This window comes from Priestia sp. TRM10, assembly GCF_057808375.1.
The window spans coordinates 395,488-418,713 of the sequence record NZ_JBJZOT010000011.1; the positions used below are offsets into that span (position 1 = coordinate 395,488).

Sequence of the window (23,226 nt, forward strand, 5' to 3'; positions counted from 1 at the left end):
AACAGAAGAGCATCCAGGGGGATGTTATGCGATACAACCCTCAATCCCCTTTCTTTTCTCAGCAGCCTTCTATATAGAAAGAGAGCCAACTAAAAAGAATGAGATAACTCGTATCCTTTTTAAAACACAAAATACGGGCAAGATTGCCATACTATTGTACTGCAAGTTATATAGAGTACTATCCAATCATTTAAGAAGGAAAGAGCAGCTAACAGCTGCTCTTTTTTGATGATGAGAAAAGTAACCATTTTACAGGAATCTCTTCATATAATCATAAAGAGAAATGAATAGAGAAGGAGCGATAGCATTGCAACAAGCAATTTATGAAATGTATGGAATTCAACCAACTTCTTTCTCGGATATATTAGGATATGACGGTTTTTCGCAAGGACATCTTTTATATACAATTATTCCTGCTTCCTCATTTAGTGAAGAAGAAGTAAGGGAACTTTTTGAAATGGGTCAGCATTTAATTGCTAAAGGAGACAAAGAAGCAGGTTTATTTCTTCAGAATAAAGAAGGAAAGCTTATTTCTGAATGGCAAGATGAAAAATTTATGCTTTGCCGTCATATGGCTCATTCAAACAAAGCCTTTTCCACTTTAGGAGAAGAACTTGCTTTGTTTCATGAACGAGGAAAGATGATGTATGGTGGACAAGAAAAAATTCATCGCAGCAGGTTTGGAAATTGGAAAGAGCTCTGGGCAACAAGACACGATCAGATGGAGAAATTTTGGATTTTAAAGGTGCGCGATCATCCAAATGATGAAATGGATAAAAGATTAATTGAATCTTTTCCTTATTATTCAGGTCTTACTGAAAATGCAATTCAATATTTAGTGGATACAGAGATCGACGATCTTCCGCGAGCATTTGACACAGCAACTGTTTGTCATCATCGTTTTACAAAAGAGATATGGAGCGCAGAGAAATTTGTGAAATTCCCAATGGACTGGGTTTATGACCATCCAAGTAGAGATCTCAGTGAATACATTCGCACTATTTATTTTCAAGAACCAGAAACGTTCCAAGCCAGCATGTACGCTTTTTTAGAAAAGTATGAGCGTAAAACACCTCTCTCATCCTTTGCTTGGCGTCTTCTTTACTCGAGGCTTCTATGTCCACTGCATTATTTTGAGATAGTTGAAGGCTTTTATAGCACGAATAACGAAGATTTAAAAGAACAGTACAGAAAAGAACTAGAAGATATGCTCCATACGTCAGGAAACTATGAATCTTTTTTAGGAGAATTTTATCGCTTACTAGGAATTTCTACAAAGCGCTATTATATCCCGGAAATTCCTTGGCTCTCTTCTTAATATATAGAAGTAGGATATGATATAATAAAAGGAGTCGCAATATTCTTTAAAATAAAAGAACGTTGCGACTTTTTCTTTTTAATCATGAAAAGCTATTGTGAAAGATCATTCTTTCCTTTAAAATAATTAGAAAATTTATATTTGTTAGCAAAATGGGTTGTAAAATCCTTAAAAAGCTTTATAATGTCTTTTATACGAGTACATATGTATTTTCAAGATAAACATTCGAAGGAGCGTGGCACAGCTATGACAAAAAAAATATCGGTCGGTTTACTAGGACTTGGAACAGTTGGATCAGGTGTTGTGAAAATTGTTGAAGAACATCAGGATAAGCTGCAGCATCAAATTGGATGTCCTGTTGAGATAAAAAAGGCATTAGTACGTGACCTTGATAAAAGCCGTGATACGAATTTAACGAAGGAAAAATTCACAGAGAACGTAAGCGATATTTTACATGACCCAGAAATCGATGTTGTAATTGAAGTAATGGGCGGAGTCGAAGAAACGCGTGATTATCTACTAACAGCACTTCAAAATAAAAAGCATGTTGTAACAGCAAATAAAGATTTAATGGCTTTATACGGTTCAGAATTGCTGACAGTAGCAGCTGATAATAAATGCGATTTATTTTACGAAGCAAGTGTTGCAGGAGGAATCCCAATTTTAAGAGGATTAGTTGATGGTCTTTCTTCGGATAGAATTACGAAGATGATGGGAATTGTGAACGGTACAACAAACTTCATTCTAACAAAAATGAGCAATGAAGGAAAAGCATATGATGACGTTCTAGCTGAAGCCCAAAAGCTTGGCTATGCAGAAGCAGACCCAACTGCAGATGTAGAAGGACTAGATGCAGCCCGTAAGATGACTATTTTGGCAACGCTTGGTTTTTCTATGAAAGTCGATCTTGATGATGTAAAGGTAGAAGGAATTACTAGAGTTACAGAGGAAGATTTGCAGTATAGTAAACAACTAGGTTATACAATGAAACTCATTGGTTATGCTCATCGAGATGAAGAAGAAATTGAAGTTAGTGTTCAACCAACATTGATTGCGAACAATCATCCATTAGCAGGAGTAAATGATGAGTATAACGCTGTCTATGTGTATGGGGAAGCTGTCGGGGAAACAATGTTTTATGGACCTGGAGCAGGTAGTTTGCCAACAGCAACAGCAGTTGTATCAGATCTTGTTGGAGTAATGAAGAACATGAGACTTGGTGTGAACGGAAGCAGTGCAGTTGCTCCGCAATTCCCGAAACAGCTTAAAGCAGACGAAAAAGTACTTTCGAAATATTTCCTTCGTCTTCATGTCCATGATCAAGTTGGAGCATTCTCAGAGCTGACAAACTTGTTTTCAGATCAAGGAGTAAGTCTTGAAAGAATTATTCAGCTTCCTGTTAAAGACAGTGATCTAGCTGAAATTGTTCTTGTTACGCATGAAGCATCGCTAGGAAAATATGAAAAAGTATTACATGCTATTGAAGCACTGCCAATTGTTCAAGAAATTAAAAGCAGCTATAGAGTTGAAGGAGATGGATCGCTATGACATGGAAAGGTTTGTTAAGTGAGTATAGAGAGTTTCTACCCGTAAATGAGAATACGCCATTATTAACACTTCATGAAGGAAATACGCCACTTGTTCATCTAGCTTCTCTTTCAGAAGAACTTGGAATTAATTTACATGTTAAATTTGACGGAGCTAACCCAACAGGTTCTTTTAAAGATCGTGGAATGGTTATGGCTGTTGCGAAGGCGAAAGAAGAAGGAAGTAAAACAGTGGTGTGTGCTTCAACAGGGAACACATCAGCAGCTGCAGCTGCATATGCAGCTCGCGCTGGACTCCGTTGTATTGTTGTTATTCCAAATGGCAAGATTGCTATGGGGAAACTTGCGCAAGCTGTAATGTATGGAGCAGAGATTATCGCAATTGATGGAAACTTTGACGAAGCGCTTAAAATGGTGCGTAAACTTAGCGAAACAACTCCATTAACGCTCGTAAACTCTGTAAATCCATATCGTATTGAAGGACAAAAAACAGCTGCTTTTGAGGTTTGTGACGCTTTAGGAGTAGCGCCTGATGTACTAGCTATCCCAGTTGGGAATGCAGGCAATATTACAGCATATTGGAAAGGTTTCAACGAGTATAACGATAAGAAAAATACAGGGTTACCTCGTATGCACGGTTTTGAAGCAGAGGGAGCAGCAGCTATTGTTCAGAATAAAGTAATTGAACAACCTGAAACAGTTGCAACAGCTATTCGAATTGGAAATCCGGCAAGCTGGAACTTTGCAGTGGAAGCGGCAGAAAACTCAAATGGAAAAATTGACTATGTAACAGATGAGGAGATTTTAGAAGCTTACCATCTTATTGCTAAAAGAGAAGGTGTGTTTGCAGAGCCAGCTTCAGCAGCTTCTGTAGCAGGTGTTATTAAAGATTTAAAAGCAGGTAAAATTAAAAAAGGTGAGACAGTTGTTGCAGTGCTGACAGGTAACGGTTTGAAAGATCCTAACGTTGCCATTGAGTCTAACAACTTTACACCAACTGTTCTTCCAAATGATGAAGAAGAGGTATTTCAATATATCCAAGGAGTTGTCGCTTCATGCTAGCCATGGAACGGTTTCATATTACCGTTCCAGCAAGCACGGCAAACCTTGGTCCAGGGTTTGATTCAGTTGGAATGGCCCTTGGAAAATACCTTGAGCTAACAGTTGATCCTGCTGAAAAATGGTCATTTGTTCCCCTTACTCAAGAGGTAGCGCTTATTCCTCAAGGAACAGATAACATGATGTATGAAGTAGCTAAGCATGTAGCAGACAAATTTGATGTCTCGCTTCCGAGTGCACGTGTTGAGGTAAAAAGTAATATTCCCCTTGCACGAGGCCTTGGAAGTAGTGCTTCAGCTATTATTGCAGGGATTGAACTTGCTAATCAGCTGTGCGAGCTGAATTTATCCAATGAAGAGAAAATCCGGATTGCAAGCCTTTTGGAAGGACATCCTGACAATGTGGCGCCAACAGTTAACGGAGGAATTGTCGTAGGCTGCCACACGGAAGCTAAGACATATACTGTTTCTATTGTGCCAAAAGATGTGGATGTTGTTGTTATCATCCCGAATTATGAGCTTAAAACAGATGATGCTAGAAATGCGCTTCCTTCTCAGTTTTCATTTAAGGGAGCTGTCGAAGCAAGTGCTGTAAGTAATGTATTAACAGGAGCATTGCTTATTGAAGATTGGAAAACAGTTGGAGAGATGATGGAGCAAGATTCTTTTCATGAGCCATATCGAGAACAGTTTGTTCCAGAGCTCTCTTTTGTTCGTCGTAAAGCAAAAGAATTTGGAGCCTTTGGTACAGCTTTAAGTGGTGCAGGGCCAACAGTGCTTTGTTTAGTTGAAAAAGGTCGTGGAGAAGAGCTTGCGGCTGCTTTAGCTCCATCGCTCACTCATTGCCTTGTAGAAGCAATTCAAATTGATGTAAAAGGTGTTTCAGTAGAAACTGTTACAAATGAACATGCATAAAAAAACAGCCCTTCTGCCTGAGGCAAAAGGGCTGTTATTATTATTAAAATACTTGTTCAACTTCTATAACGCCAGGTACTTCCTCAAGAAGTGCACGCTCAATACCAGCTTTTAAAGTGATTGTTGAACTTGGGCAGCTTCCACAAGCTCCAAGAAGACGAAGTTTTACAATACCATCTTCTACATCAACAAGCTCACAGTCTCCACCGTCACGTAGTAAAAACGGACGAAGTTTATCAAGAACCTCTTGTACTTGGCCTTTCATTTCTACAGTTTCCATTCCTGAAAACCCCTTTCTGTTTCAATATTAAAAAGAGTTTATAGTCTTGTCTAAAAAAGACTTTGGAACTCATGAATACTTATAATTTTATATGTGAAGCTTAACGGTTTTGCTAACCTAACTACATTATAAAGGTTATAAAGAAAAAAATCTATCCGAGGAACAGAACTTAAGAAAGGAAAATTTGTTTTTCGCTTCCAGAAGCGCATAGTATCAAGTTTTTTTATTAGGAATAAAAAAGAAAGAAAACCTGCAAACGAAGAGAATATATAAAGTAAAAGAGAAAAAGAGAGGGGAATTGAGAAATGTCTCAAAAATCGGTCGTTAATATTTGTGTGTATGGAGCAGAAGTGATTTGTGCAAGTTGTGTAAATGCTCCCTCTTCAAAAGATACATTTGAATGGCTAAAAGCAGCTCTGTCGCGTAAATATGGTCAGCATTGTTTTGATTTTATATATGTTGACATAAATGAACAACAATCAGATAGAGAGCAAACGGATATGTGCAAGAGAATTCTAGAAGAAGAGTTTTTTTATCCGCTTGTGACAATAAACGGAGAAATTGCTGGAGAAGGACATATTCAGCTCTCGCATTTGCATCAAAAGCTTCAGCAGTTAGTATAAGAGGCGGCTAGTATAAGCTAACCGCCTTTTTTTATCCATTATGGTGTTTGTACATCCAAAGAAGACCAGACTTTAAGAGCCGAGCAACACGACCTGTAATAGGACGCTCTGCAAGTAAGCCAAAGCCGTGTTTCTTTCCAAGAGAGCCGAGCACTCCTTTAAGCTTAATTGTTGAAAGTTCAGGAGGCTGTTCACCTTTCCAGCGAGAAAGAAGAACTTGAACAATCTGTTCGGCTTGGCCTTCCGCAAGCTGTGCACTTGGGGCATGCGGAAGGCTTGCACAGTCACCTAATACATATACATGTTCATTGTTTGGAATATTATGATGAGGAGTGAGGATAACACGACCTTGAGGGTCTTTTTCTACATCCAAGTTACGAACAACTTTACTTGGCTGAATTCCTGCAGTCCAGACGATTGCATCACTATAAATCTCTTCATCATGATTGTAAAGTTTGTTTTCTTCTACTCTTGTAATATTTGCCTTACTTACAATTTCGACTCCGTTTTCTACAAACCATTTTTGTACATAGTTACTTAAACGCTCAGGAAATGCGGATAAAATAAGGGCACCACGGTCGAAAAGTTTAATTGTTAAATCTGGTCTGCTTTCACTTAGCTCACTTGCAAGCTCAACTCCGCTTAAACCAGCACCAACAATAGATACAACGCCATGTGGAGGAAGGTTGTTTAGTGTTTGATATGTTGCTCGAGATTGATCAATGGATTGGATACTATAGGTGTGTTCCGGTGCTCCAGGCACGTTATGATACTTGTCTTCACAGCCTAAGCCAATTACAAGATCATCATAAGAAAGGGTACTTCCATCTTCGAAATGGACGAGATTGTTCTGAAGATCAATGCTTACAATTGTTCCATATTTAATGTTTAAACGAGGTTCATCAGGAAAGGAAACGCGAACATGCTGGTCTGAAATCGTCCCTGCTGCAAGCGCGTAAAACTCAGTTTTTAAAGAATGATAAGGCGCTCGATCAACAAGCGTAATTTCAACATCATTTGGCAATGCGTTTGGAAGAAGGCGCTGAAGCATGCGCATACCACCGTAACCGCCACCGAGAATAACAAACTTTTTCATAGAAATTTCCCCTTTAAAGTTTTATGTATATTGTAAATGGAGTAACATAATTCGGTGTGAAAAGGTTTCTTGATAACATTTTAAATCAAAAACACATTAAAAGTATAGCCAAATTGAAAAAAAATCACAAGCTTTGTTAATAGATTTGTATATTGATATGATTTAGTAGATAATATTTGACGTGAAAGAGAGAACAAACTAAAATGAGTGAACAATTAACACCTACTTAAAGAAGTGCTAGGATTTTAAGGTATAGATGAAATTTTATTTTTTTACTATAGTATGAATGAGAAGCGGGTATAATGAGAAGAGGTGAAAAAATGATCAAACCAATTGTAGAATTTTGCATTAGTAATTTAGCAAACGGTTCTCAAAAGGCATTAGAGGAACTTGAAAAAGATCCAGACTTCGATGTTATTGAATATGGATGTTTAGGGTACTGTGGACAATGTGCACATTCTTTATATGCGATGGTGAATGGAGAAATAGTTGAAGCTGAATCTCCAGAGGAACTTGTGAAAAATGTGTATACGTTTATAGAAGAAAACCCAATGTTTTAAGGCAAAAGGCTTTTTAGGTCTTTTGCTTTTTTTCATAAAAAAAACTCCCTGATCAAATCCAAGGAGCTAAAAACGGGGGATATCCTTATTGTGCTCCGAAGTGGTTTTTTTTATACTAGAAAAAACGGAAAACTTGGAGGAAATGATGAAAAAGTTTAACTTCACAAAAATGCATGCACTAGGAAATAACTATATTTATGTTGATATATTCAAAGAACAAATTGAAGAAGAAAGATTAGCATCACTTGCAGTAAGCGTATCTGATATTTATAAAGGCATTGGATCTGATGGAATGATTTTAATTTGTCCTTCAGAGGTAGCTCCTGTAAAAATGCGTATTTTTAATAACGATGGTTCAGAAGGAAGAAACTGTGGGAATGGTCTGCGCTGTGTTGCTAAATATGCCTATGAAAATGGAATTGTAGAGGCTGAACAATTTGCAATAGAGACGTTGTCAGGAATTGTTCAAGCGTATGTTCACATTGATAGAGGGATAGTTGAAGAAGTAACGATAAATATGGGGCAACCACGTTTATCAAGAGAACAAATCCCGATGAAAGGTGAAAGCGCAGAAAGCATTGTGAATGAAAAGGCTACCTTTGCCGGGCAAGAGTACAATATTACGGCTGTTTCAATGGGCAACCCTCATGTTATTTTCTATGTGGATCATATTGAAGAAGCACCCCTTACAACACTTGGTCCTATCGTTGAAAAAGATGAACGCTTTCCAGAGGGAGTAAATGTAGAATTTGTAGAAGTTGTAAATGAGAAGGAAGTTCATTTCCGCGTATGGGAAAGAGGATCAGGTATTACGCAAGCGTGTGGTACTGGAGCATGTGCCGCTGTTGTGTCATCTGTTTTAAATGATAAAGTAGAGCGGGATGTTCCTGTTGTTGTTCATCTAGCTGGGGGCGATTTAACAATTGAGTGGAAAAGTGATGGAGACGTTTTCATGAAAGGTGAAGCGAAAACCGTTTGCAAAGGTGAGTACTATTATTAAGAGGTATCGTTTGTTCCACTATCGAAGGAATAGTATACTATAAAGAGAACACCTTTTATGTGTAAAAAGGAGGGCTAGAAATGAAAGACGTTGTAATCATTACCGAAGCAGCAAGTCATCAAATTAAAGATATGATGAAAGAGCATGGTGAAGAAGGCTCTTACTTGCGCGTTGGTGTAAAAGGCGGAGGCTGTAGCGGTTTGTCTTATGGAATGGGGTTTGAAGAAGCTCCAACAGAAGCAGATGAACAGCTAGAGCAACATGGAATTAAAGTGATTGTCGCAAAAGAAGATGCAGCTATCTTAAACGGCACAACAATAGATTTTAAAGAGTCCATGCTTGGCGGAGGATTTACGATTGAAAATCCAAATGCTATTGCTTCATGTGGCTGTGGTTCTTCATTCCGTACGGCAACAAATACGGGAACGCCTGAAGAATGCTAAAAAAGACGCTCATCTGAGCGTCTTTTTTATTGAGCGAAAAGAGATGTACTATGTGCAGGTTGTACGCACGCTTTTGGATCCATGTAAGCTTTAGCATTGCTTACAGCTGTTGGAGCTTCACCAAAACCTGAAGCAATAAGCTTAACTTTTCCTTCATATGTACAAACATCTCCTGCTGCGTAGATGCCTTCAATATTTGTTTCTTGTTTTGTATTTACAACAATAGAGTTCTTTTCAATTTCTAATCCCCATTCTTTAATTGGGCCAATAACCGTAATATCAAAGACTTGTTGATCTTCTTTCAAGATGAGTTCTCCTTTACTAAAAATGAAAATATGTAGATACACATGTGAAAAAACATGTATTAAATTTATAAAATTAGTTAAACCTTTCCTTACCGTAGCATAGGTTAGAAAGAAGTTTAGCAATCATAATAGAAATGATAATAATTATCATACTATGCGAGGATTTAAAAAAAACATAAATTTTTTAAAGCTAGGTAAATTGAAAATGCTTACAGAATGAAAGCCTTATGCAACGGTAGTTCTATCCTAATGTGGATAGCAAGAGAGCAAGCATAGAGTAGTCTGAAATGCTCTGTCCATACTAAAATGTCCTTGAAAAAGTTTAAGAAACATCATATCATGTTTTACAAACATTATTATCTAATTTTTGAAAATATTTAATGGTAGCTCATTCTTTTATAGTTAGGTTCGTGAATAAATTCACAACAATTATTTACCTTAACGTTTTGACAGGGATAGGAATATATTCAAATGCTTACAATAAGGGAAAATACATGTGTGAAGCATAAATACATGAATAAAATTCTAACAAAAAGGTGGATGTGATTAAAATGAAGAAGCCTAAAGTTGTTGTTCTAGGTGCTGGATATGGCGGCATTATGACGACGATTCACTTACAAAAACAGCTAGGCGTCAATGAAGCTGAAATCACTTTAATTAATAAAAATGACTATCATTATGAAACAACATGGCTACACGAAGTTTCAGCTGGGACGCTTCATCACGATCGTGCTCGTGTTAGCGTGACAGACTTAATTAATAAAAACAAAGTAACATTTATGAAAAATACGGTTACAGATATTAATATCGAACAAAAGAAGGTTATACTCAAAAATAACCAAGAAATAGAATATGACTATCTTGTAATTGCGCTTGGATATGAGTCTGAAACATTTGGTATTAAAGGGCTAAAAGAACATGCCTTTTCTATTTCTAATATTAATACTGCTCGTCAAATCCGTGAGCATCTTGACTATACTTTTGCAACCTACAATAATTTGGAAGAAAGACCAGAAGGTATGATGACTATCATTGTAGGAGGAGCAGGGTTCACAGGCATTGAGTTTGTAGCAGAGATAGCAAATAGGGTACCAAAGCTCTGTAAAGAGTTTGACATTCCTCGTGATACTGTTCGCATTATCTGCGTAGAAGCAGCTCCAACTGCTCTTCCAGGTTTTGATCCACAGCTTATCGAATATGCTGTAACACAGCTAGAGCGTAAAGGTGTTGAGTTTAAGATTGGAACGATGATTAAAGAATGTACACCAGAGGGAATCATTGTTTCTAAAGATGATCAAACAGAAGAAATCAAATCGCAAACAGTTGTATGGGCAGCTGGGGTACGTGGCAGCCATATTATTGAAAAAACAGGCATTGAAAATAATCGATGTCGTGTGAAAGTTGGTCCAGATTTACGTGCTCCAGGAGCTGAGGGTGTATTTATTGTTGGAGATTGCTCACTTGTTATTAATGATGAAACAGACAAACCTTATCCACCAACAGCTCAAGTTGCTATGCAGCAAGGACCTGTTGCTGCGAAAAATATTACGACTCTTATCAAAGGCGGTACAGACCTTCAAAGTTTTAAGCCTGACTTAAAAGGTACAGTATGCTCTTTAGGTCACGATGATGCTATTGGAGTTGTGTTTGGGCGTAAGTTATTTGGAACAAGTGCTTCAGCAATGAAAAAAGTCGTTGATAATAGAGCGCTATTCCTTGAGGGAGGGCCAGGGCTCTTGCTTAAAAAAGGAAAATTTAACTTCTTTTAAGAGTCATGAGAAAGGCAGAGGAAAATCCCTTTGCTTTTCTCTAATACAATAATTAATCTGAATTTTCGGAAAGGTGGTTTGTAGATGATTTGTGATCATTGTAAAGGCCATGGTTTCTTAACTCTCCTTGTGGGCGGAACAGAACAATGTTTGTTTTGTGAAGGAGAAGGAATTGTAGAATTAATAGAGAAAAAGAAAAGTGAAGAAGAATAAAGAGCTTGCAATAAATGGCAAGGGGGAATATGGAAATGGAAATGAGTGTTCCAATTTTAATAATTTCCATACTTTTATTTTTTGTACTTTTTTTTGGAATTGGCTTCTTGCTTAATATGATTTTAAGAATGTCATGGGTTATGGCTTTCATCTATCCCATTGTTTTTCTACTTATTGTTGATAACCTTGAAATGACTCAATATATCTTTCAGCCACTTCATTCGTTAACACATGTAGGAAATCAAGTGCTTGCACTTAAGCTAGCAGATATCGTTATCTTATCTTCTGGTTTTATAGGAGCCCTTTGTTCAGGAATTGCTATTCGAACACTTCGATCAAAAGGATATCGAATGTTTTAAAAACGTCAAAAACCTCTCTCGGTTTTTGACGTTTTTTATCTTGATTGCTGCGAATAATTCTCCTACAACATGGTAAAAACTATGTTGGTGGGAGGAATGATGAAAAAGATGGTAAAAAAAATATATATTAAACGATTCATCATGGGGCTACTTCTATGTGGAGCTCTCTTAACAACGTTTGAAAGTATAACAGGAAGGCAGGTCTCCTCTTTATTTTCAAGTGAACAAGTAAGTGCTAATTTTAAAGAAGAGAAAAAGAAGCATGTAAGAGAAAGCAGGGTTGTCAATCAACTTAATCAACAAATTCCAACTGACGTTGATGAACAAACACTTGAAGGAAGCTTTGATTGGTCTAAATATAGAAAAGTCAAGGTTACAGCAACAGGATACACAGCAGGCTATGAATCAACAGGAAAAGGGCCAACACATCCGTCATATGGAATTACATATTCAGGTGTTAAAGTACAAAGAGATATGTTTTCTACAATTGCAGCAGATTTGACTGTCTTTCCAATTGGTACTATTTTGTTTATCCCAGGATATGGTTATGGGGTTGTGGCAGACAAGGGCGGAGCTATAAAAGGAAAAAAACTTGATTTATATTATGAAACAGTCGAAGACGTATATGCTTCATGGGGAAAGAAATTACTTGATGTTTATGTTGTAAAGGAAGGCAAGGGAACATTAACAGAAAGACAGATGAAAGTATGGAATGAAGATCAAACAATGAAAGTATTCAGGCAGCAATATATTGATGAAAAGTCGTAGCGTGAAGAAAGTTCTTCACGCTTTTTAATATCTTTATAAATTATAAATACCGTACATAATGATAGCGATAATAATTCCTGTTAAAGCTCCAAAGAAAACTTCAATTGGCTGATGACCTAATAATTCTTTTAGCTTTTGTTGTTTTTCTTGCTGTTCTTTTTTAGGCCATTTCTTAGCTTCAGACATAAATGTGTTCCAATCTTCCACAAGTCGATTAATAGCAATAGCTTGCTCTCCTGCATGTCTGCGAACTCCTGTTGCATCAAACATAACGATTACAGCAAGTACAAAAGAGATAGCAAAAAAGGGAGAAGAAAATCCTTCGCTAATGCCGACAGCTGTTGCGAGGGATGTAACAGCTGCTGAATGTGAACTAGGCATGCCACCCGTACTAAAAGCAAGGCGTACATCAAATTTCCTTGTTGCAAGAAACTCTAATGGAACTTTAACGGCTTGAGCGAAGAAGATGGCAATAAGGGCACTAATGAGCGGATAATTCAATAATAAATCCATAAGAGGCATTGCTCCTTTATTAAGAAGGTGTGTGTATGTCGTCTTATTTTATGATATTTACTCGTATCTTAGTTATAAAATGTAGAGATTTCGTTCACTTCCTTATATATCCGTCCCTTTTTATTTTTAAACATACGTTTGTTTAAAGAAGTTCTTATTTTTCGTCATGATTGCAATAGTGCTATGATAAAAATAAAGTAAAAAAGGAGATGGTAAGATATGTTTCACATTCAAAAGAGCTCAGATCTAACAAAAGCAACAGAAGCCCTTGTTGTTGGCGTCTTTAAACAAACAAAACCATTCGATGGCATTCTGGCGGACCTTGATGAACAGTTGGATATTCGTACTCTTATTAAAAGCGGAGATATTGAAGTGAGAAATAAGGCTATTACAAAAATTCCAACGTTAGGGAAAGTAAATCCAAAAAGAATTTTCTTCGTTGGATTAGGAAGACCGAAAGAGATGACGGCTTCTTCTCTAAAAGAAGGATTTGGTGAACTTTTTCAACTCATTCAAAAAAGTGGCATAGCAGAAGTATCAATTGCCTTGTCTTCTTTTGAAACTGATGCAGTAAATGAATATATGTGTGCTTATGCATTGAGCGAAGCACTCCCGCTTTCAACGTATAAATTTAATGATTATAAACGTCGGTCGAATGAGCCTGCCAAACGTATTGAAAAAGTGACTCTTTTGACAGATGAAGATAACCAAGAGATAGAGAATATGGTTCGTACAGGATACATATATGGTAAGGCTACAAACTCAGCGCGCACGCTTGTGAATCTGCCTGGAAATATGCTTACTGCTACAGATCTTGCCCAATATGCAAGAGAACTTGGCGAAAAGTATGAATTTGAAGTGGAGATTCTTGAAAAAGAGGATATGGAAAAGCTCGGTATGGGAGCGCTTCTTGCTGTTAACAAAGGATCTGTTGAGCCACCAAAAATGATTGTTTTAAAATACCAAGGAAAAAAAGAGTGGAAAGACGTTATTGGCCTTGTAGGAAAAGGAATTACTTATGATACAGGAGGCTATTCTCTCAAACCTCGCCAAAGCATGGTTGGCATGAAGACAGATATGGGGGGGGCAGCGTCTGTACTTGGAGCAATGGAAATTATCGGTGAGATCCGTCCAAATCAAAACGTAGTTGCTGTTATTCCTTCCACTGATAACATGGTAAGTGCGAGTGCGTTTAAGCCGGATGATGTAATTACAGCGATGAGTGGTAAAACAATTGAAGTATTGAATACAGATGCAGAAGGGCGCCTTGCTTTAGCAGACGGTATTACGTATGCTAAGCATCATGGAGCAGAATATTTAATTGATGTTGCTACCCTTACTGGGGGAGTCATTGTTGCACTTGGAGAGGAAACAACAGGAGCAATGACAAACAATCAAAGATGGTATGAAAAAGTAGCTGAAGCAAGTGTAGAAGCACAGGAAGATATGTGGCAGCTACCTATTTTTGAACGTGACAAGAAAAGAGTAAGAAATAGCTCGATAGCAGACTTGAATAACTCCCCTGGCCGTGAAGGTCATGCTATTATGGCAGGCGCCTTCATTGGAGAATTTGCTGAAGAAACACCTTGGGTTCATTTAGATATAGCAGGTACTTCTGTTACGAAGAAATCTGGGTCACTTGGTCCGAGTGGTGCAACAGGAGTTATGGTGCGCACGCTTGCTGCTGCTGTAGAACGGTTTGATATTGAAACAAAATAAAGAGATTTGAAGAGCCTTTTTACTTAAGGCTCTTTTTTTAAAAGTAAGCACTGTAGAATAATGGAATATATTAAATTTGTAGCATCCCATTGACAACTTTATCTTTCGTATTATAATTAAGGATGTCTTTAGTGTTTTAGTAATTTATCACGATAAAGGATTTTTTGGAGGGTTTAACTATGAATGCAGTTGTTGCTGCAGTCCTCATTATGCTTATTTTAAGTGCATTACGAGTTAATGTAACAATTGCTCTTATTGTTGGTGCATTTGCAGGAGGCATCATTGGTGGATTGGGTGTAGAAGAAACGATAAATGTATTTTCATCAGGATTAGGTGACAACGCAACAGTTGCGTTGAGTTATGCAACACTTGGAGGATTTGCTCTTGCTTTAACAAAAACAGGTTTACCTGATGCAGTTGTAGATGGAACATTGAGAATTATCGGTAACTCGAATGATACTAAGAAAAAAGCATTCTCTAAAGTGCTAGTTGTCTTATTAATTCTAGTTATTTCTTGTTTTTCTCAAAATGTTATTCCTGTTCATATTGCTTTTATTCCAATTTTAATTCCAGCTCTTTTGAAAGTTTTCAATGAGCTTCATCTTGATCGTCGTCTTATTGCTTGTGTTATGACTTTTGGATTAATCACCCCTTATATGTTTATACCAGCAGGATTTGGTAAGATTTACCACGATATTCTTGCCAAAACAGTTACAGCTGGCGGACTAAAGGTAAACGTAGAAGACATTCCAGCTGCAATGGCGATTCCGGCTCTTGGTATGGTTGTTGGTTTGCTGATTGCTATCTTCGTTAGCTATCGAAAACCAAGAGAATATGACACTATTGAATATGTGGAAACAAATGAAAAGGCTCAATATTCAAAACGTAGTTTAATTACGGCTGTTGTAGCTGTGTTAGCAGCACTTACTGTTCAGCTTTTAACACTAGATACAGAAGGTGCCATGATTTTTGGAGCTATTACGGGAATCATTATTTTACTTATAAGTGGGGCAATGAATTTTAAAGAAGCAGATGAGCTTCTTACAAATGGAATGCGCATGATGGCTTTTATTGGATTTGTTATCATTTCAGCAGCAGGTTTTGCTGCTGTAATGACAAAAACAGGAGATGTTGAATCTTTAGTTGCATATGCAGCAGATTGGATTGGTAATAACCAATCTCTTGGTGCACTCCTGATGCTAATTGTTGGTTTGTTGGTTACAATGGGAATTGGTTCTTCCTTTTCAACCCTTCCAATTATTGCAGCTATTTTTGTTCCTCTCTGTGTTCAGCTTGGTTTTAGTCCGCTTGCCACTCTTGCTATTATTGGCACAGCTGGTGCTCTTGGTGATGCTGGTTCTCCAGCTTCAGATAGTACACTCGGACCAACATCAGGTCTGAACGTTGATGGACAGCATAATCACATTTGGGAAACTGTTATTCCAACATTTATTCATTATAATATTCCTCTAATCATCTTTGGTTGGATTGCCGCAATGGTTTTATAAATGAAAACTACGGTTAGAATAAGTATATAATAAAAAGCGACATCTCGATGTCGCTTTTTATTATGGAATTAACTATAGAAGGAGAGAAGATACATGTATTTTGGTAAGCCTAAAAAAATGCACAATGCAAACATCCCTCCAGGGCAGCATAAAACAACCCGCTTTCCTGTTCTTCATCATGGCAATGTGCCCTACTATCGCGATTTAGCAGAGTGGACTTTAACGATTGACGGACTTGTTGATGAAAAGATGATGTATACATATCAACAGCTTCTTGATATGCCTCAAACGCGCTTGCAAAACGATATACACTGTGTGACTGGCTGGTCTAAGTTGAACAATATGTGGGAAGGTGTTACACCAAAGGACTTGTTGTCTTCTGTTAAAGTCAATGCTTCTGCAAAATTTGTAATTTTACATGCTGAGGAAGAGTTTTCAACAAATTTACCAATTCAAGACTTTCTGCATGAGAAAACTCTTCTAGCTCATTCTTATGAAGGAAAACCTCTTACACCTGAACATGGTTTTCCACTCCGAGCGGTTGTTTCACATCTTTATTTCTGGAAGAGCGCAAAATGGCTGCGGAGAATCGAATTTGTAGCAGAAGAGCAACTAGGTTTTTGGGAGAAAAATGGCTATCATCACTATGGAGATCCATGGAAAGAAGAGCGATATAGCTGGTCATAGTTCTGCCCATAAAAAAGAAAGTTGAAGCTGACAGCATTTTCTAGATAAGTCTACTAGCAGGACAATCAGTCCATCAGGAGTAAAATGAAGGTCGAAATTAGAATTTCTAATATACGCTTGTAACAGTCTTCTAACTCGCACTTTGTCTGACTTTTGAGCAGCCTGCATGATAGAGGAAGCTAACTCATTTGAAGAGTGGATAGCTTCTGTCATCCTCTCAGCATCTTTTAGTAATCCTTTCATTGTTTGAGCAGAATTTTTAAATTGATTAGGACGTACGGTAGGCAAGCTCTGAAATCGATAAAGGGGGGCATATGGGTCAGGCTGATATGTGTAAGGATAATAGTACACTAAAATTCCTCCTTTTAAATAAAACTGTTCTGCAAACTACAATGTTCTAAGCAGAAATTGTCACAAAAAAATGAACTCTTGTTAGTGTATGAAGGAAAAAAGTAATTTAGGCAAGAACATCATAAAAAGAGGAGAGTCTACAAATAATAAAAAAGCTCCCTATCGTATAGATAGAGAGCTTGTCTAACTTAGTAAGCTAAGCTGAAAAGACCTTTAATGTGAGTTAAGTAACGAACGTTACTTGCTTCTTTCATTAGAGAAGCAGGAAGCCCTTTAAGTGGAGTTGAGTTTGCTCCAATAGTTGCTACTGCATCTTTGCGGCCTAAGCTTGCAAGTGTACCAGAGTTAACTGGAGAGAATGTTTCAAGATCTTTGTTTTCTAAGAAAGCATAAAGGTTATAACCGATAAGCTCTCCCATTTGCCAAGCAATTTGAGCTGTTGGTGGGTATGGACGACCTTCTGGGCCAAATACAACCGCGCTGTCTCCAGCAACAAATACATCTTTGTGTGATGTTGATTGAAGGAAGTCGTTCACTGTTGCGCGACCACGGTTTACTTCAAGACCGCTTTCGCCAACAAGTGGGTTACCTTGAACTCCGCCTGTCCAAACAAAAGTGTTAGCAACAACTTTTTGACCGTCTTTAAGGTCAATAGTGTTACCTTCAACGTTTGTTACAGGAAGACCTGTTAAGAACTCAACGCCGCGAGCTTCTAAGCTAGAAGTTGCGCGTTCGATTAAGTGGTCTGGTAAAACAGGAAGGATTTTTGGACCTGCTTCAACAAGTTTAAGTTTTACTGCTTTAGGGTCAACACCGTATTTGCGAGTAAGTTTAGGCATGATGTCAGCTAATTCACCAACAAGTTCAACACCTGTTAGACCGCCACCGCCGATAAGGATTGTTGCGTCAGCTTCATTTTTAGTTTTTGCATATTCTGCAATACGCTCTTCAACATGCTTGTAGATTTTATTAGCATCTGCAGCAGATTTTAGTACCATGCTGTTTTCTTCAAGGCCAGGGATACCAAAGTATGCTGTAACACTTCCTAAACCAACAACAAGAGCATCGTAAGTTAGGGTAGAACCGTCGCCTAGTTTGATTTCTTTATTGTCTACAGAGAAAGACTCAACTTCAGCGATTTTAAGATCGATATCAAGACCTTTAAAAAGCTTTGTTAGAGGCATAGCCACAGCTTGCTCAGATACGTTACCTGCTGCTAGTCTGTGTAGCTCTGTAATAATTTGGTGTGTAGGATATTTGTTAATAACTGTTACTTCTGCTTCTGATTTACTAAAGTGTTTGCGAACATTTAAAGCTGCTAAAACTCCGCCATAACCAGCGCCTAGAATGACAATTTTTTTTGACATGTTAGTTCCTCCGTTTTTACTAATTGAGTATGAAAAATACTATTTGTTTTCGCGTTCAGCTGAAACTTGTAGATAAGCATTTACAAAACGGAATAGTTTTTGTGCTTGAGGGTCTTTCAGCATTTTCATTAAGCCAAAGATACCAATTACTTCTTTGCTTTCGTCTGCACGATCTTTTGCCTCAATAGCAGTTGCTGCAAGGTTTTTAGCTGTGTGAACTACAGGCTCAGCAAGCTCTTGGATTGCTCCAACTGTGTCACTTTTTAGAACATCATCAGTTGCAACTGATTGTGCAAAGTCGTAAGACTTAGATAAGATGCTAACAAGCTCAGTTAACTTTGGAAGCTCCTCAACTAGTGTTGTTAGAGATTCTTGAACCTCAGGTTTTAATAGCTGATCGAGTACATCAAGTTGTTCTTGGCTAGCAGAAAATTTTGATCGTTCTTGATCAGTTTTTGCTTGAGTGATTGTTTCTGACATATCCAATTCTCCTTTACTTTTAAGCATTATGCTTGATTTTTAGACACCTACAAAAAAGTTTGTAAAATAGTGCACAAACTTTTTCACAAGCATCTAGAGGTAGAAAGTGTAAAAAAAATACAGATTCAAACCTATCAAAAATTTTGAGATACATATAATAATGAACTTAAAACAAAAATAAAACAATTAATAGTGCTTCTAAACTTTTTAAATAAACTAGCCAAGAAATTCATGCAAGAAATACAGACCTTCACATTCCTGAGAAGGTCTAATACGTATACTATATATTATATAGTATAACTTATATATTATAAAGTATATTATGGAATAAACTTTTACCAAAGGTGGGAATCCCTTTGTAAGAGGATAGAACAATCTTTAAAATTTAGTTAGCTCTTCTTCCTCATATTCTAGAATTCTTAAACAAACAAGCCGCTTTTCTCGTAAAGATAGAATTAAGGGCGTTTAACTATTATCATTTTACAAAAGAATGAATAGATTAACTAGTAAGAAAGCTAGAAAAGACCAAAAATTAAATTCTGAATATTTAGTTTCGTGTCAAAAAACTGACATATAAAAGCAGTTGAGATGGTATAATAAAAATATATTGTCTAAAGAAGAAATATATTGAAGGGTGGGAGGAGTTATGGGAAAAGAAAGTCAGCATCTTTTTATTGATTTTGAGTTCACAATGCCTGAACAAAAAGGGCGCCCAAAAGGTTTTTTTCCTGAGATTATTGAAGTTGGCATTGTAGTAGCGAGAAATTACAAAGTTATTGACACATTTTCCTCTTATGTTCGCCCTCAGCATTTCCCCACATTAACTAACCGTTGTAAAACATTTTTAAGCATCGAACAGCAAAGCGTTGATAGTGGTATAACACTTCAAGAGCTTGCAGACCTATTCAAAAATTATTGTAAAAACTATGAGACTACTGTTGTCACATGGGGAAATATGGATATGAAAGTGTTGCGACAAAATTGTCAGAAAGCCCGCATTCCTTTCACATTCAAAGGTGAACAAGTTGATTTATCGATGGAATACAAGAAATTTTTTGGAGATCGTAATCAAACAGGTCTTTGGAAAGCCGTTGAAGCATATGGAAAAAAAGGAACAGGGACGCATCATCGTGCGTTGGATGATGCGATGACAACCTATAACATTTTCAAGCTTGTTGAAAAGGATAAAAGTTATTTATCAAGCCCTGCTAAAACAACCATTGGAGATCGAATTGACCTTTCCAAAGTATTAAATAAGTTTGCATAGAGGCCAAGTCATTCAAAAAGTGATTTGGCTTTACGTTTGAGGAAAGTAGTCCTTTTCTAAGTTTTTGAGATGAACAAGGCATTGCTGAGCAAATGAACTCTCATTACCTTCGTATTTCTCAATTTGAACAGAGAGCGCTTTTCTAAGTGACTCTTTATAATCAGGTATAGCTTCATCAAAGATATGAACCATTTTTTGGGGTACATTCGTTTGTTCACGGTAAGCAAGAGCTCTGCGTTCATGAAAGAGCGCAACATCCGTTTGATTTGGATTATGAAGGTCCCCTTGAGTAGGGTGCTTTAAAACAGCTAAAACTCTTACAAGATAATGAGAAGGACGGATTTCAGTCACTTCTCCTACATACTTTCCTGTTTTATATAGGCCCGTCACAATAGAACCTACTTTAATCTTCTCTTCCATGCTATTTCCTCCTCTTAGATCTTCTTTATTTTTAGTATAAAGGAAAGGCTCACAAATTTCAGGTTAGAAGTAGAAAAACTGAGGAGTGTGAAAATGATGTTTGGCTTTGGTTTCTTTTTATATTTTCCTGAAGATAAGACAGAGTATATTCCTGCATTCATTACGCTTATCTTATTTTTTTTAGCTGCTATTTGGACAATGAGCTTTATAAAGAAAATTTCTAAAAAGCAAGAAAGACAAGCAAAAGAGCTTGAGGAAAAAATTAAAAATACAACGAAAATGTAGAAAAGCAGGCATTAGCCTGCTTTTCTATTTGCTTAGTGCTATTTTCAAACGTTTCAGACCTTCAAGTACAGTTTCTTTAGAACAACCAAGATTCATACGAACAAACCCTTCACCTTGCGTACCATATTTAGGTCCAGGCTCAAGTGCTAAATGGCCTTTATGAAGAAGCCTTTCTTTTAATTCTTCATCTGAAAAACCTATTCCACGGCAGTCAATCCAAGCAAGATATGTACCTTCAGGGTAAATTAGCTCAATATCTGGAAGTTCTTTTTGAATGAATTCATGTACTGTATTAATGTTTTCTTTCAAATATGGAAGAAGTTCTTCAAGCCATTCCTCTCCATAATTATAGGCTGCTTGTAACGCAATGATTCCAAATGTATTAAGGCCACCTGCTCCTTGCCTACGCTGTGTTTCTTGATATTTCAAGCGAAGACTTTTGTTTGGAATAACAACTACTGAAGCTTGTAGTCCAGCTAGATTGAATGTTTTACTAGGAGCTACACAAGTGATAGTGAGGTTTGCTATTTCTTCTGACAAACTTGCAATAGGAATATGCTTGTTTGGTTTATATACAAGATCTGAATGAATCTCATCAGAAAGCAAAATCACATTATATTGCACACAAAGGTCTGCAATTTTTTGGAGCTCTTGTTTTGTCCACACACGGCCAGCTGGGTTATGAGGACTGCAAAGAATCATCATTTTAGCACCTTGTGCAAACTTTTCTTCTAAATCCGCAAAGTCCATTTTATATTGACCGTTCTCTAAAATAAGCGGGTTTTCAACAAGTTTACGATTATTTTGTTGAATCATATTAAAGAACGGAGTATAAACAGGAGGTTGGATGACAATTTGCTCTCCTTCATTTGTAAAGGCTTGTACTGCCATGCTGATTGCAAAAACAATGCCAGGACTATAAATAATAGAAGATGCATCAACACTAAAACCATGTCGTTTATGTAACCATCTGCACACAGATTTATATGTATCAGTTGTTGGAGATGTATATCCAAAGATACCGTGCTGAATTCGTTCTGATAAGACATCAAGAACTTTTTGGGGCGGTTTAAAATCCATATCCGCTACCCACATTGGCAAGACATCATCTGTTCCATATACGGCTTTATTAAAATCCCATTTTACAGATTGAGTATTTTTGCGATTTAAAACTTGATCAAAAGAATTTGTCATTTAACATCACTCCTTGAACATGATAAAGTAAAAAAAGAGGTGAAAAAGTGTGAACGAAACACAGCAAACAAATATAAAGTTGTATGAACTCTTATATTACTGGGATCCGCTCGGATACGGTGAAGGATTTTATGAAACAGAAATTAGCGATGTTTTACAAGCATTACATGTACACGATAATGCTGAAGAACTTGCTCGTAAAATCCAAAGTATCTATGAATTCTCATCTGAAGAAGTGATTCCACTTCCACAATGTAAACAAAAAGCAAGCGAGCTTCTTCTTGTTAAAGATCAAAGCAGTTGCTCCATTAATTAAGAAGGAGAGACTCTGGTAGATGGAGTCTCTCTTTTTAAATAAATTGTAGCATATGTCTCCAAATTGCTTTAGGATTTTCTTCGGGAACTAAGTGTCCTGTCTTATTAAGGGAAATAAATGTGGAATTTAAAATGTCTCCATGAAGTCTTTTGCCAACGCTAATCGGTACTACTTTATCTTCTTCTCCCCAAATTAAAAGCGTTGGAACATCGATTTTTTTTAAGGCTTCAGACGATAAATCCCCTTCACGATCTCTAATCATCTTAGCTAAAGCCATAAAGATGTGATCGGTTCGAAATGGTTTCATATATCCATCAACCATTTCTTGATTCACAAGATCTAAGTTGTACACAACATTTTCTAAATTTCCTTGAATTCCTTTTCTCCCTAGCCAACGTTTAATCCAGAGATGAAAATAAGGCAAGTAAGAAGAAGCAACAAGTCCATAATGAGCTCTGCTTAGATAACCTGAGCTGCATAAAAGCACAAGTCTCGAAACATAGTTTGGCTTTTCTTTTGCGATATTTAATGCAATTTGTCCTCCCATTGAATGTCCCATCACAATTGCTTTACTAATACCCCATAAATCTAAAAGTCCTGTCACAAGATTTGCAAGGTTTTGATATGAATATTTAAAAGAGAGGGATTTCTCGCTTTGACCAAAAGGAGGGAGGTCAACTGCGATAACTGTGAAGTCTTCTTTTAAAATAGGAATTAAACGTCTGAAGCTGAACGTAGAAGACAAAAAACCATGAATTAATAAGACTGTCGGTTTGTTTTTACGATAACCATGTACTTCGTAAAAAACTTTTACCCCATTTATAAAATCAATATAATGTCCAGACGAAAAGGCAACGTTATGCAT

Annotated in this window: 27 protein-coding genes and 1 pseudogene; 18 read left to right on the forward strand and 10 right to left on the reverse strand. The window is 37.1% G+C overall.

Features of this window, described 5'->3' with window-relative positions; translation table 11 throughout:
• Nucleotides 1-307 precede the first annotated feature (307 nt).
• From yutH to thrB, 4 genes are all read left to right on the forward strand, one after another.
• Nucleotides 308-1,318: a spore coat putative kinase YutH gene (gene yutH / locus ACK3CR_RS10350; protein ID WP_243516750.1), complete on the forward strand. Its 1,011-nt coding sequence runs from the start codon at nt 308-310 to the stop codon at nt 1,316-1,318.
• A gap of 246 nt (nt 1,319-1,564) precedes the next feature.
• Complete coding sequence (locus tag ACK3CR_RS10355; RefSeq protein ID WP_019395036.1) at nt 1,565-2,866, forward strand: homoserine dehydrogenase; 1,302 nt, start codon at nt 1,565-1,567, stop codon at nt 2,864-2,866.
• Nucleotides 2,863-3,927: a threonine synthase gene (thrC, locus tag ACK3CR_RS10360; protein WP_243516751.1), complete on the forward strand. Its 1,065-nt coding sequence runs from the start codon at nt 2,863-2,865 to the stop codon at nt 3,925-3,927. The genes ACK3CR_RS10355 and thrC overlap by 4 nt, the downstream gene beginning before the upstream one ends.
• The gene (gene thrB, locus ACK3CR_RS10365) at nt 3,921-4,838 is read left to right on the forward strand and encodes a homoserine kinase (RefSeq protein WP_243516753.1); all 918 of its coding nucleotides are present in this window, start codon (nt 3,921-3,923) and stop codon (nt 4,836-4,838) included. The genes thrC and thrB overlap by 7 nt, the downstream gene beginning before the upstream one ends.
• Nucleotides 4,839-4,881: 43 nt before the next feature.
• Here thrB and ACK3CR_RS10370 read toward each other — a convergent pair whose 3' ends face one another.
• On the reverse strand, nt 4,882-5,118 hold the full coding sequence (locus ACK3CR_RS10370; protein ID WP_243516755.1) for a NifU family protein: 237 nt from the start codon (nt 5,116-5,118) through the stop codon (nt 4,882-4,884).
• Between the two features lie 305 nt (nt 5,119-5,423).
• On the opposite strand from ACK3CR_RS10370, the gene ACK3CR_RS10375 reads away from it, so the two are divergent.
• On the forward strand, nt 5,424-5,741 hold the full coding sequence (locus ACK3CR_RS10375; RefSeq protein WP_243516757.1) for a YuzD family protein: 318 nt from the start codon (nt 5,424-5,426) through the stop codon (nt 5,739-5,741).
• Between the two features lie 31 nt (nt 5,742-5,772).
• Here ACK3CR_RS10375 and ACK3CR_RS10380 read toward each other — a convergent pair whose 3' ends face one another.
• The gene (locus ACK3CR_RS10380) at nt 5,773-6,837 is read right to left on the reverse strand and encodes an NAD(P)/FAD-dependent oxidoreductase (protein WP_243516766.1); all 1,065 of its coding nucleotides are present in this window, start codon (nt 6,835-6,837) and stop codon (nt 5,773-5,775) included.
• Between the two features lie 320 nt (nt 6,838-7,157).
• Between ACK3CR_RS10380 and ACK3CR_RS10385 the strand changes: the two genes are divergently transcribed.
• The 3 genes from ACK3CR_RS10385 to ACK3CR_RS10395 all read left to right on the forward strand — a co-directional run bounded on the left by ACK3CR_RS10385 (nt 7,158) and on the right by ACK3CR_RS10395 (nt 8,840).
• Nucleotides 7,158-7,397, forward strand: coding sequence for a YuzB family protein (locus ACK3CR_RS10385; RefSeq protein ID WP_243516768.1), 240 nt, complete (start codon nt 7,158-7,160; stop codon nt 7,395-7,397).
• A gap of 145 nt (nt 7,398-7,542) precedes the next feature.
• A complete protein-coding gene (dapF, locus tag ACK3CR_RS10390; protein WP_488975340.1) occupies nt 7,543-8,397 on the forward strand; it encodes a diaminopimelate epimerase in 855 nt (284 codons plus the stop codon).
• An 80-nt stretch (nt 8,398-8,477) separates the two neighbouring features.
• Nucleotides 8,478-8,840: a HesB/IscA family protein gene (locus tag ACK3CR_RS10395; RefSeq protein ID WP_124051172.1), complete on the forward strand. Its 363-nt coding sequence runs from the start codon at nt 8,478-8,480 to the stop codon at nt 8,838-8,840.
• Between the two features lie 26 nt (nt 8,841-8,866).
• On the opposite strand, the pseudogene ACK3CR_RS10400 reads toward ACK3CR_RS10395, so the two are convergent.
• Nucleotides 8,867-9,118 (reverse strand): annotated as a pseudogene (locus ACK3CR_RS10400) (FAD-dependent oxidoreductase); the annotation flags it as partial.
• 578 nt (nt 9,119-9,696) lie between these two features.
• On the opposite strand from ACK3CR_RS10400, the gene ACK3CR_RS10405 reads away from it, so the two are divergent.
• From ACK3CR_RS10405 to ACK3CR_RS10420, 4 genes are all read left to right on the forward strand, one after another.
• Nucleotides 9,697-10,914: an NAD(P)/FAD-dependent oxidoreductase gene (locus ACK3CR_RS10405; RefSeq protein WP_243516770.1), complete on the forward strand. Its 1,218-nt coding sequence runs from the start codon at nt 9,697-9,699 to the stop codon at nt 10,912-10,914.
• Between the two features lie 84 nt (nt 10,915-10,998).
• A complete protein-coding gene (locus ACK3CR_RS10410; protein ID WP_019395046.1) occupies nt 10,999-11,127 on the forward strand; it encodes a YuiA family protein in 129 nt (42 codons plus the stop codon).
• Nucleotides 11,128-11,162: 35 nt separating this feature from the next.
• Entirely contained in the window at nt 11,163-11,486 is a 324-nt protein-coding gene (locus ACK3CR_RS10415; RefSeq protein WP_243516772.1) for a YuiB family protein, read from the forward strand.
• Between the two features lie 108 nt (nt 11,487-11,594).
• The gene (locus ACK3CR_RS10420; protein WP_328122163.1) at nt 11,595-12,254 is read left to right on the forward strand and encodes a 3D domain-containing protein; all 660 of its coding nucleotides are present in this window, start codon (nt 11,595-11,597) and stop codon (nt 12,252-12,254) included.
• A gap of 33 nt (nt 12,255-12,287) precedes the next feature.
• On the opposite strand, the gene ACK3CR_RS10425 is transcribed toward ACK3CR_RS10420, so the two are convergent.
• The gene (locus tag ACK3CR_RS10425; protein ID WP_046218069.1) at nt 12,288-12,767 is read right to left on the reverse strand and encodes a divergent PAP2 family protein; all 480 of its coding nucleotides are present in this window, start codon (nt 12,765-12,767) and stop codon (nt 12,288-12,290) included.
• A 219-nt stretch (nt 12,768-12,986) separates the two neighbouring features.
• Here ACK3CR_RS10425 and ACK3CR_RS10430 point away from each other — a divergent pair, with 219 nt between their 5' ends.
• The 3 genes from ACK3CR_RS10430 (at nt 12,987) to ACK3CR_RS10440 (ending at nt 16,681) form a co-directional block, all read left to right on the forward strand.
• A complete protein-coding gene (locus tag ACK3CR_RS10430; RefSeq protein WP_243516775.1) occupies nt 12,987-14,486 on the forward strand; it encodes a leucyl aminopeptidase in 1,500 nt (499 codons plus the stop codon).
• A 179-nt stretch (nt 14,487-14,665) separates the two neighbouring features.
• Nucleotides 14,666-15,994, forward strand: coding sequence for a Na+/H+ antiporter family protein (locus ACK3CR_RS10435; RefSeq protein WP_243516777.1), 1,329 nt, complete (start codon nt 14,666-14,668; stop codon nt 15,992-15,994).
• A gap of 93 nt (nt 15,995-16,087) precedes the next feature.
• Nucleotides 16,088-16,681 carry a sulfite oxidase-like oxidoreductase gene (locus ACK3CR_RS10440; protein WP_488975329.1) on the forward strand — a complete coding sequence of 198 codons (594 nt, stop codon included), beginning with the start codon at nt 16,088-16,090 and terminating at the stop codon, nt 16,679-16,681.
• Here the strand turns inward: ACK3CR_RS10440 and ACK3CR_RS10445 are convergent.
• The 3 genes from ACK3CR_RS10445 to ACK3CR_RS10455 form a co-directional block, all read right to left on the reverse strand.
• Complete coding sequence (locus ACK3CR_RS10445) at nt 16,676-17,032, reverse strand: YuzC family spore coat inner layer protein (protein ID WP_243516781.1); 357 nt, start codon at nt 17,030-17,032, stop codon at nt 16,676-16,678. The genes ACK3CR_RS10440 and ACK3CR_RS10445 overlap by 6 nt on opposite strands.
• A gap of 188 nt (nt 17,033-17,220) precedes the next feature.
• Entirely contained in the window at nt 17,221-18,399 is a 1,179-nt protein-coding gene (locus tag ACK3CR_RS10450) for an NAD(P)/FAD-dependent oxidoreductase (RefSeq protein WP_019395054.1), read from the reverse strand.
• 39 nt (nt 18,400-18,438) lie between these two features.
• On the reverse strand, nt 18,439-18,879 hold the full coding sequence (locus ACK3CR_RS10455; RefSeq protein ID WP_019395055.1) for a helical membrane plugin domain-containing protein: 441 nt from the start codon (nt 18,877-18,879) through the stop codon (nt 18,439-18,441).
• A gap of 646 nt (nt 18,880-19,525) precedes the next feature.
• Between ACK3CR_RS10455 and kapD the strand changes: the two genes are divergently transcribed.
• Entirely contained in the window at nt 19,526-20,146 is a 621-nt protein-coding gene (gene kapD, locus ACK3CR_RS10460; RefSeq protein WP_019395056.1) for a 3'-5' exonuclease KapD, read from the forward strand.
• 30 nt (nt 20,147-20,176) lie between these two features.
• Here the strand turns inward: kapD and kapB are convergent, their stop codons facing one another.
• Nucleotides 20,177-20,566 (reverse strand): kinase-associated lipoprotein KapB, encoded by a 390-nt coding sequence (gene kapB, locus ACK3CR_RS10465; RefSeq protein ID WP_410914611.1) that lies wholly within the window; start codon nt 20,564-20,566, stop codon nt 20,177-20,179.
• Between the two features lie 96 nt (nt 20,567-20,662).
• On the opposite strand from kapB, the gene ACK3CR_RS10470 reads away from it, so the two are divergent.
• Complete coding sequence (locus ACK3CR_RS10470) at nt 20,663-20,851, forward strand: hypothetical protein (RefSeq protein WP_019395058.1); 189 nt, start codon at nt 20,663-20,665, stop codon at nt 20,849-20,851.
• A 24-nt stretch (nt 20,852-20,875) separates the two neighbouring features.
• Here ACK3CR_RS10470 and ACK3CR_RS10475 read toward each other — a convergent pair whose 3' ends face one another.
• The gene (locus ACK3CR_RS10475) at nt 20,876-22,045 is read right to left on the reverse strand and encodes a MalY/PatB family protein (protein WP_243516785.1); all 1,170 of its coding nucleotides are present in this window, start codon (nt 22,043-22,045) and stop codon (nt 20,876-20,878) included.
• A 49-nt stretch (nt 22,046-22,094) separates the two neighbouring features.
• Here ACK3CR_RS10475 and ACK3CR_RS10480 point away from each other — a divergent pair, with 49 nt between their 5' ends.
• Nucleotides 22,095-22,361 (forward strand): DUF1871 family protein, encoded by a 267-nt coding sequence (locus ACK3CR_RS10480; protein ID WP_243516786.1) that lies wholly within the window; start codon nt 22,095-22,097, stop codon nt 22,359-22,361.
• A gap of 34 nt (nt 22,362-22,395) precedes the next feature.
• Here the strand turns inward: ACK3CR_RS10480 and ACK3CR_RS10485 are convergent, their stop codons facing one another.
• Nucleotides 22,396-23,226, reverse strand: coding sequence for an alpha/beta fold hydrolase (locus ACK3CR_RS10485; RefSeq protein ID WP_243516788.1), 831 nt, complete (start codon nt 23,224-23,226; stop codon nt 22,396-22,398).

Coding starts and splice junctions, on each gene's coding strand:
- ACK3CR_RS10475 (WP_243516785.1), bottom strand. CDS start 22,045: ATGACAAATTCTTTTGATCAAGTTTTAAATCGCAAAAATACTCAATCT.
- thrB (WP_243516753.1), top strand. CDS start 3,921: ATGCTAGCCATGGAACGGTTTCATATTACCGTTCCAGCAAGCACGGCA.
- ACK3CR_RS10455 (WP_019395055.1), bottom strand. CDS start 18,879: ATGTCAGAAACAATCACTCAAGCAAAAACTGATCAAGAACGATCAAAA.
- dapF (WP_488975340.1), top strand. CDS start 7,543: ATGAAAAAGTTTAACTTCACAAAAATGCATGCACTAGGAAATAACTAT.
- ACK3CR_RS10415 (WP_243516772.1), top strand. CDS start 11,163: ATGGAAATGAGTGTTCCAATTTTAATAATTTCCATACTTTTATTTTTT.
- ACK3CR_RS10435 (WP_243516777.1), top strand. CDS start 14,666: ATGAATGCAGTTGTTGCTGCAGTCCTCATTATGCTTATTTTAAGTGCA.
- kapD (WP_019395056.1), top strand. CDS start 19,526: ATGGGAAAAGAAAGTCAGCATCTTTTTATTGATTTTGAGTTCACAATG.
- ACK3CR_RS10385 (WP_243516768.1), top strand. CDS start 7,158: ATGATCAAACCAATTGTAGAATTTTGCATTAGTAATTTAGCAAACGGT.
- kapB (WP_410914611.1), bottom strand. CDS start 20,566: ATGGAAGAGAAGATTAAAGTAGGTTCTATTGTGACGGGCCTATATAAA.
- ACK3CR_RS10370 (WP_243516755.1), bottom strand. CDS start 5,118: ATGGAAACTGTAGAAATGAAAGGCCAAGTACAAGAGGTTCTTGATAAA.
- ACK3CR_RS10355 (WP_019395036.1), top strand. CDS start 1,565: ATGACAAAAAAAATATCGGTCGGTTTACTAGGACTTGGAACAGTTGGA.
- ACK3CR_RS10375 (WP_243516757.1), top strand. CDS start 5,424: ATGTCTCAAAAATCGGTCGTTAATATTTGTGTGTATGGAGCAGAAGTG.
- ACK3CR_RS10410 (WP_019395046.1), top strand. CDS start 10,999: ATGATTTGTGATCATTGTAAAGGCCATGGTTTCTTAACTCTCCTTGTG.
- ACK3CR_RS10405 (WP_243516770.1), top strand. CDS start 9,697: ATGAAGAAGCCTAAAGTTGTTGTTCTAGGTGCTGGATATGGCGGCATT.
- thrC (WP_243516751.1), top strand. CDS start 2,863: ATGACATGGAAAGGTTTGTTAAGTGAGTATAGAGAGTTTCTACCCGTA.
- ACK3CR_RS10470 (WP_019395058.1), top strand. CDS start 20,663: ATGTTTGGCTTTGGTTTCTTTTTATATTTTCCTGAAGATAAGACAGAG.
- ACK3CR_RS10380 (WP_243516766.1), bottom strand. CDS start 6,837: ATGAAAAAGTTTGTTATTCTCGGTGGCGGTTACGGTGGTATGCGCATG.
- ACK3CR_RS10485 (WP_243516788.1), bottom strand. CDS start 23,226: ATGCATAACGTTGCCTTTTCGTCTGGACATTATATTGATTTTATAAAT.
- ACK3CR_RS10430 (WP_243516775.1), top strand. CDS start 12,987: ATGTTTCACATTCAAAAGAGCTCAGATCTAACAAAAGCAACAGAAGCC.
- ACK3CR_RS10420 (WP_328122163.1), top strand. CDS start 11,595: ATGGTAAAAAAAATATATATTAAACGATTCATCATGGGGCTACTTCTA.
- ACK3CR_RS10450 (WP_019395054.1), bottom strand. CDS start 18,399: ATGTCAAAAAAAATTGTCATTCTAGGCGCTGGTTATGGCGGAGTTTTA.
- ACK3CR_RS10395 (WP_124051172.1), top strand. CDS start 8,478: ATGAAAGACGTTGTAATCATTACCGAAGCAGCAAGTCATCAAATTAAA.
- ACK3CR_RS10425 (WP_046218069.1), bottom strand. CDS start 12,767: ATGGATTTATTATTGAATTATCCGCTCATTAGTGCCCTTATTGCCATC.
- ACK3CR_RS10440 (WP_488975329.1), top strand. CDS start 16,088: ATGTATTTTGGTAAGCCTAAAAAAATGCACAATGCAAACATCCCTCCA.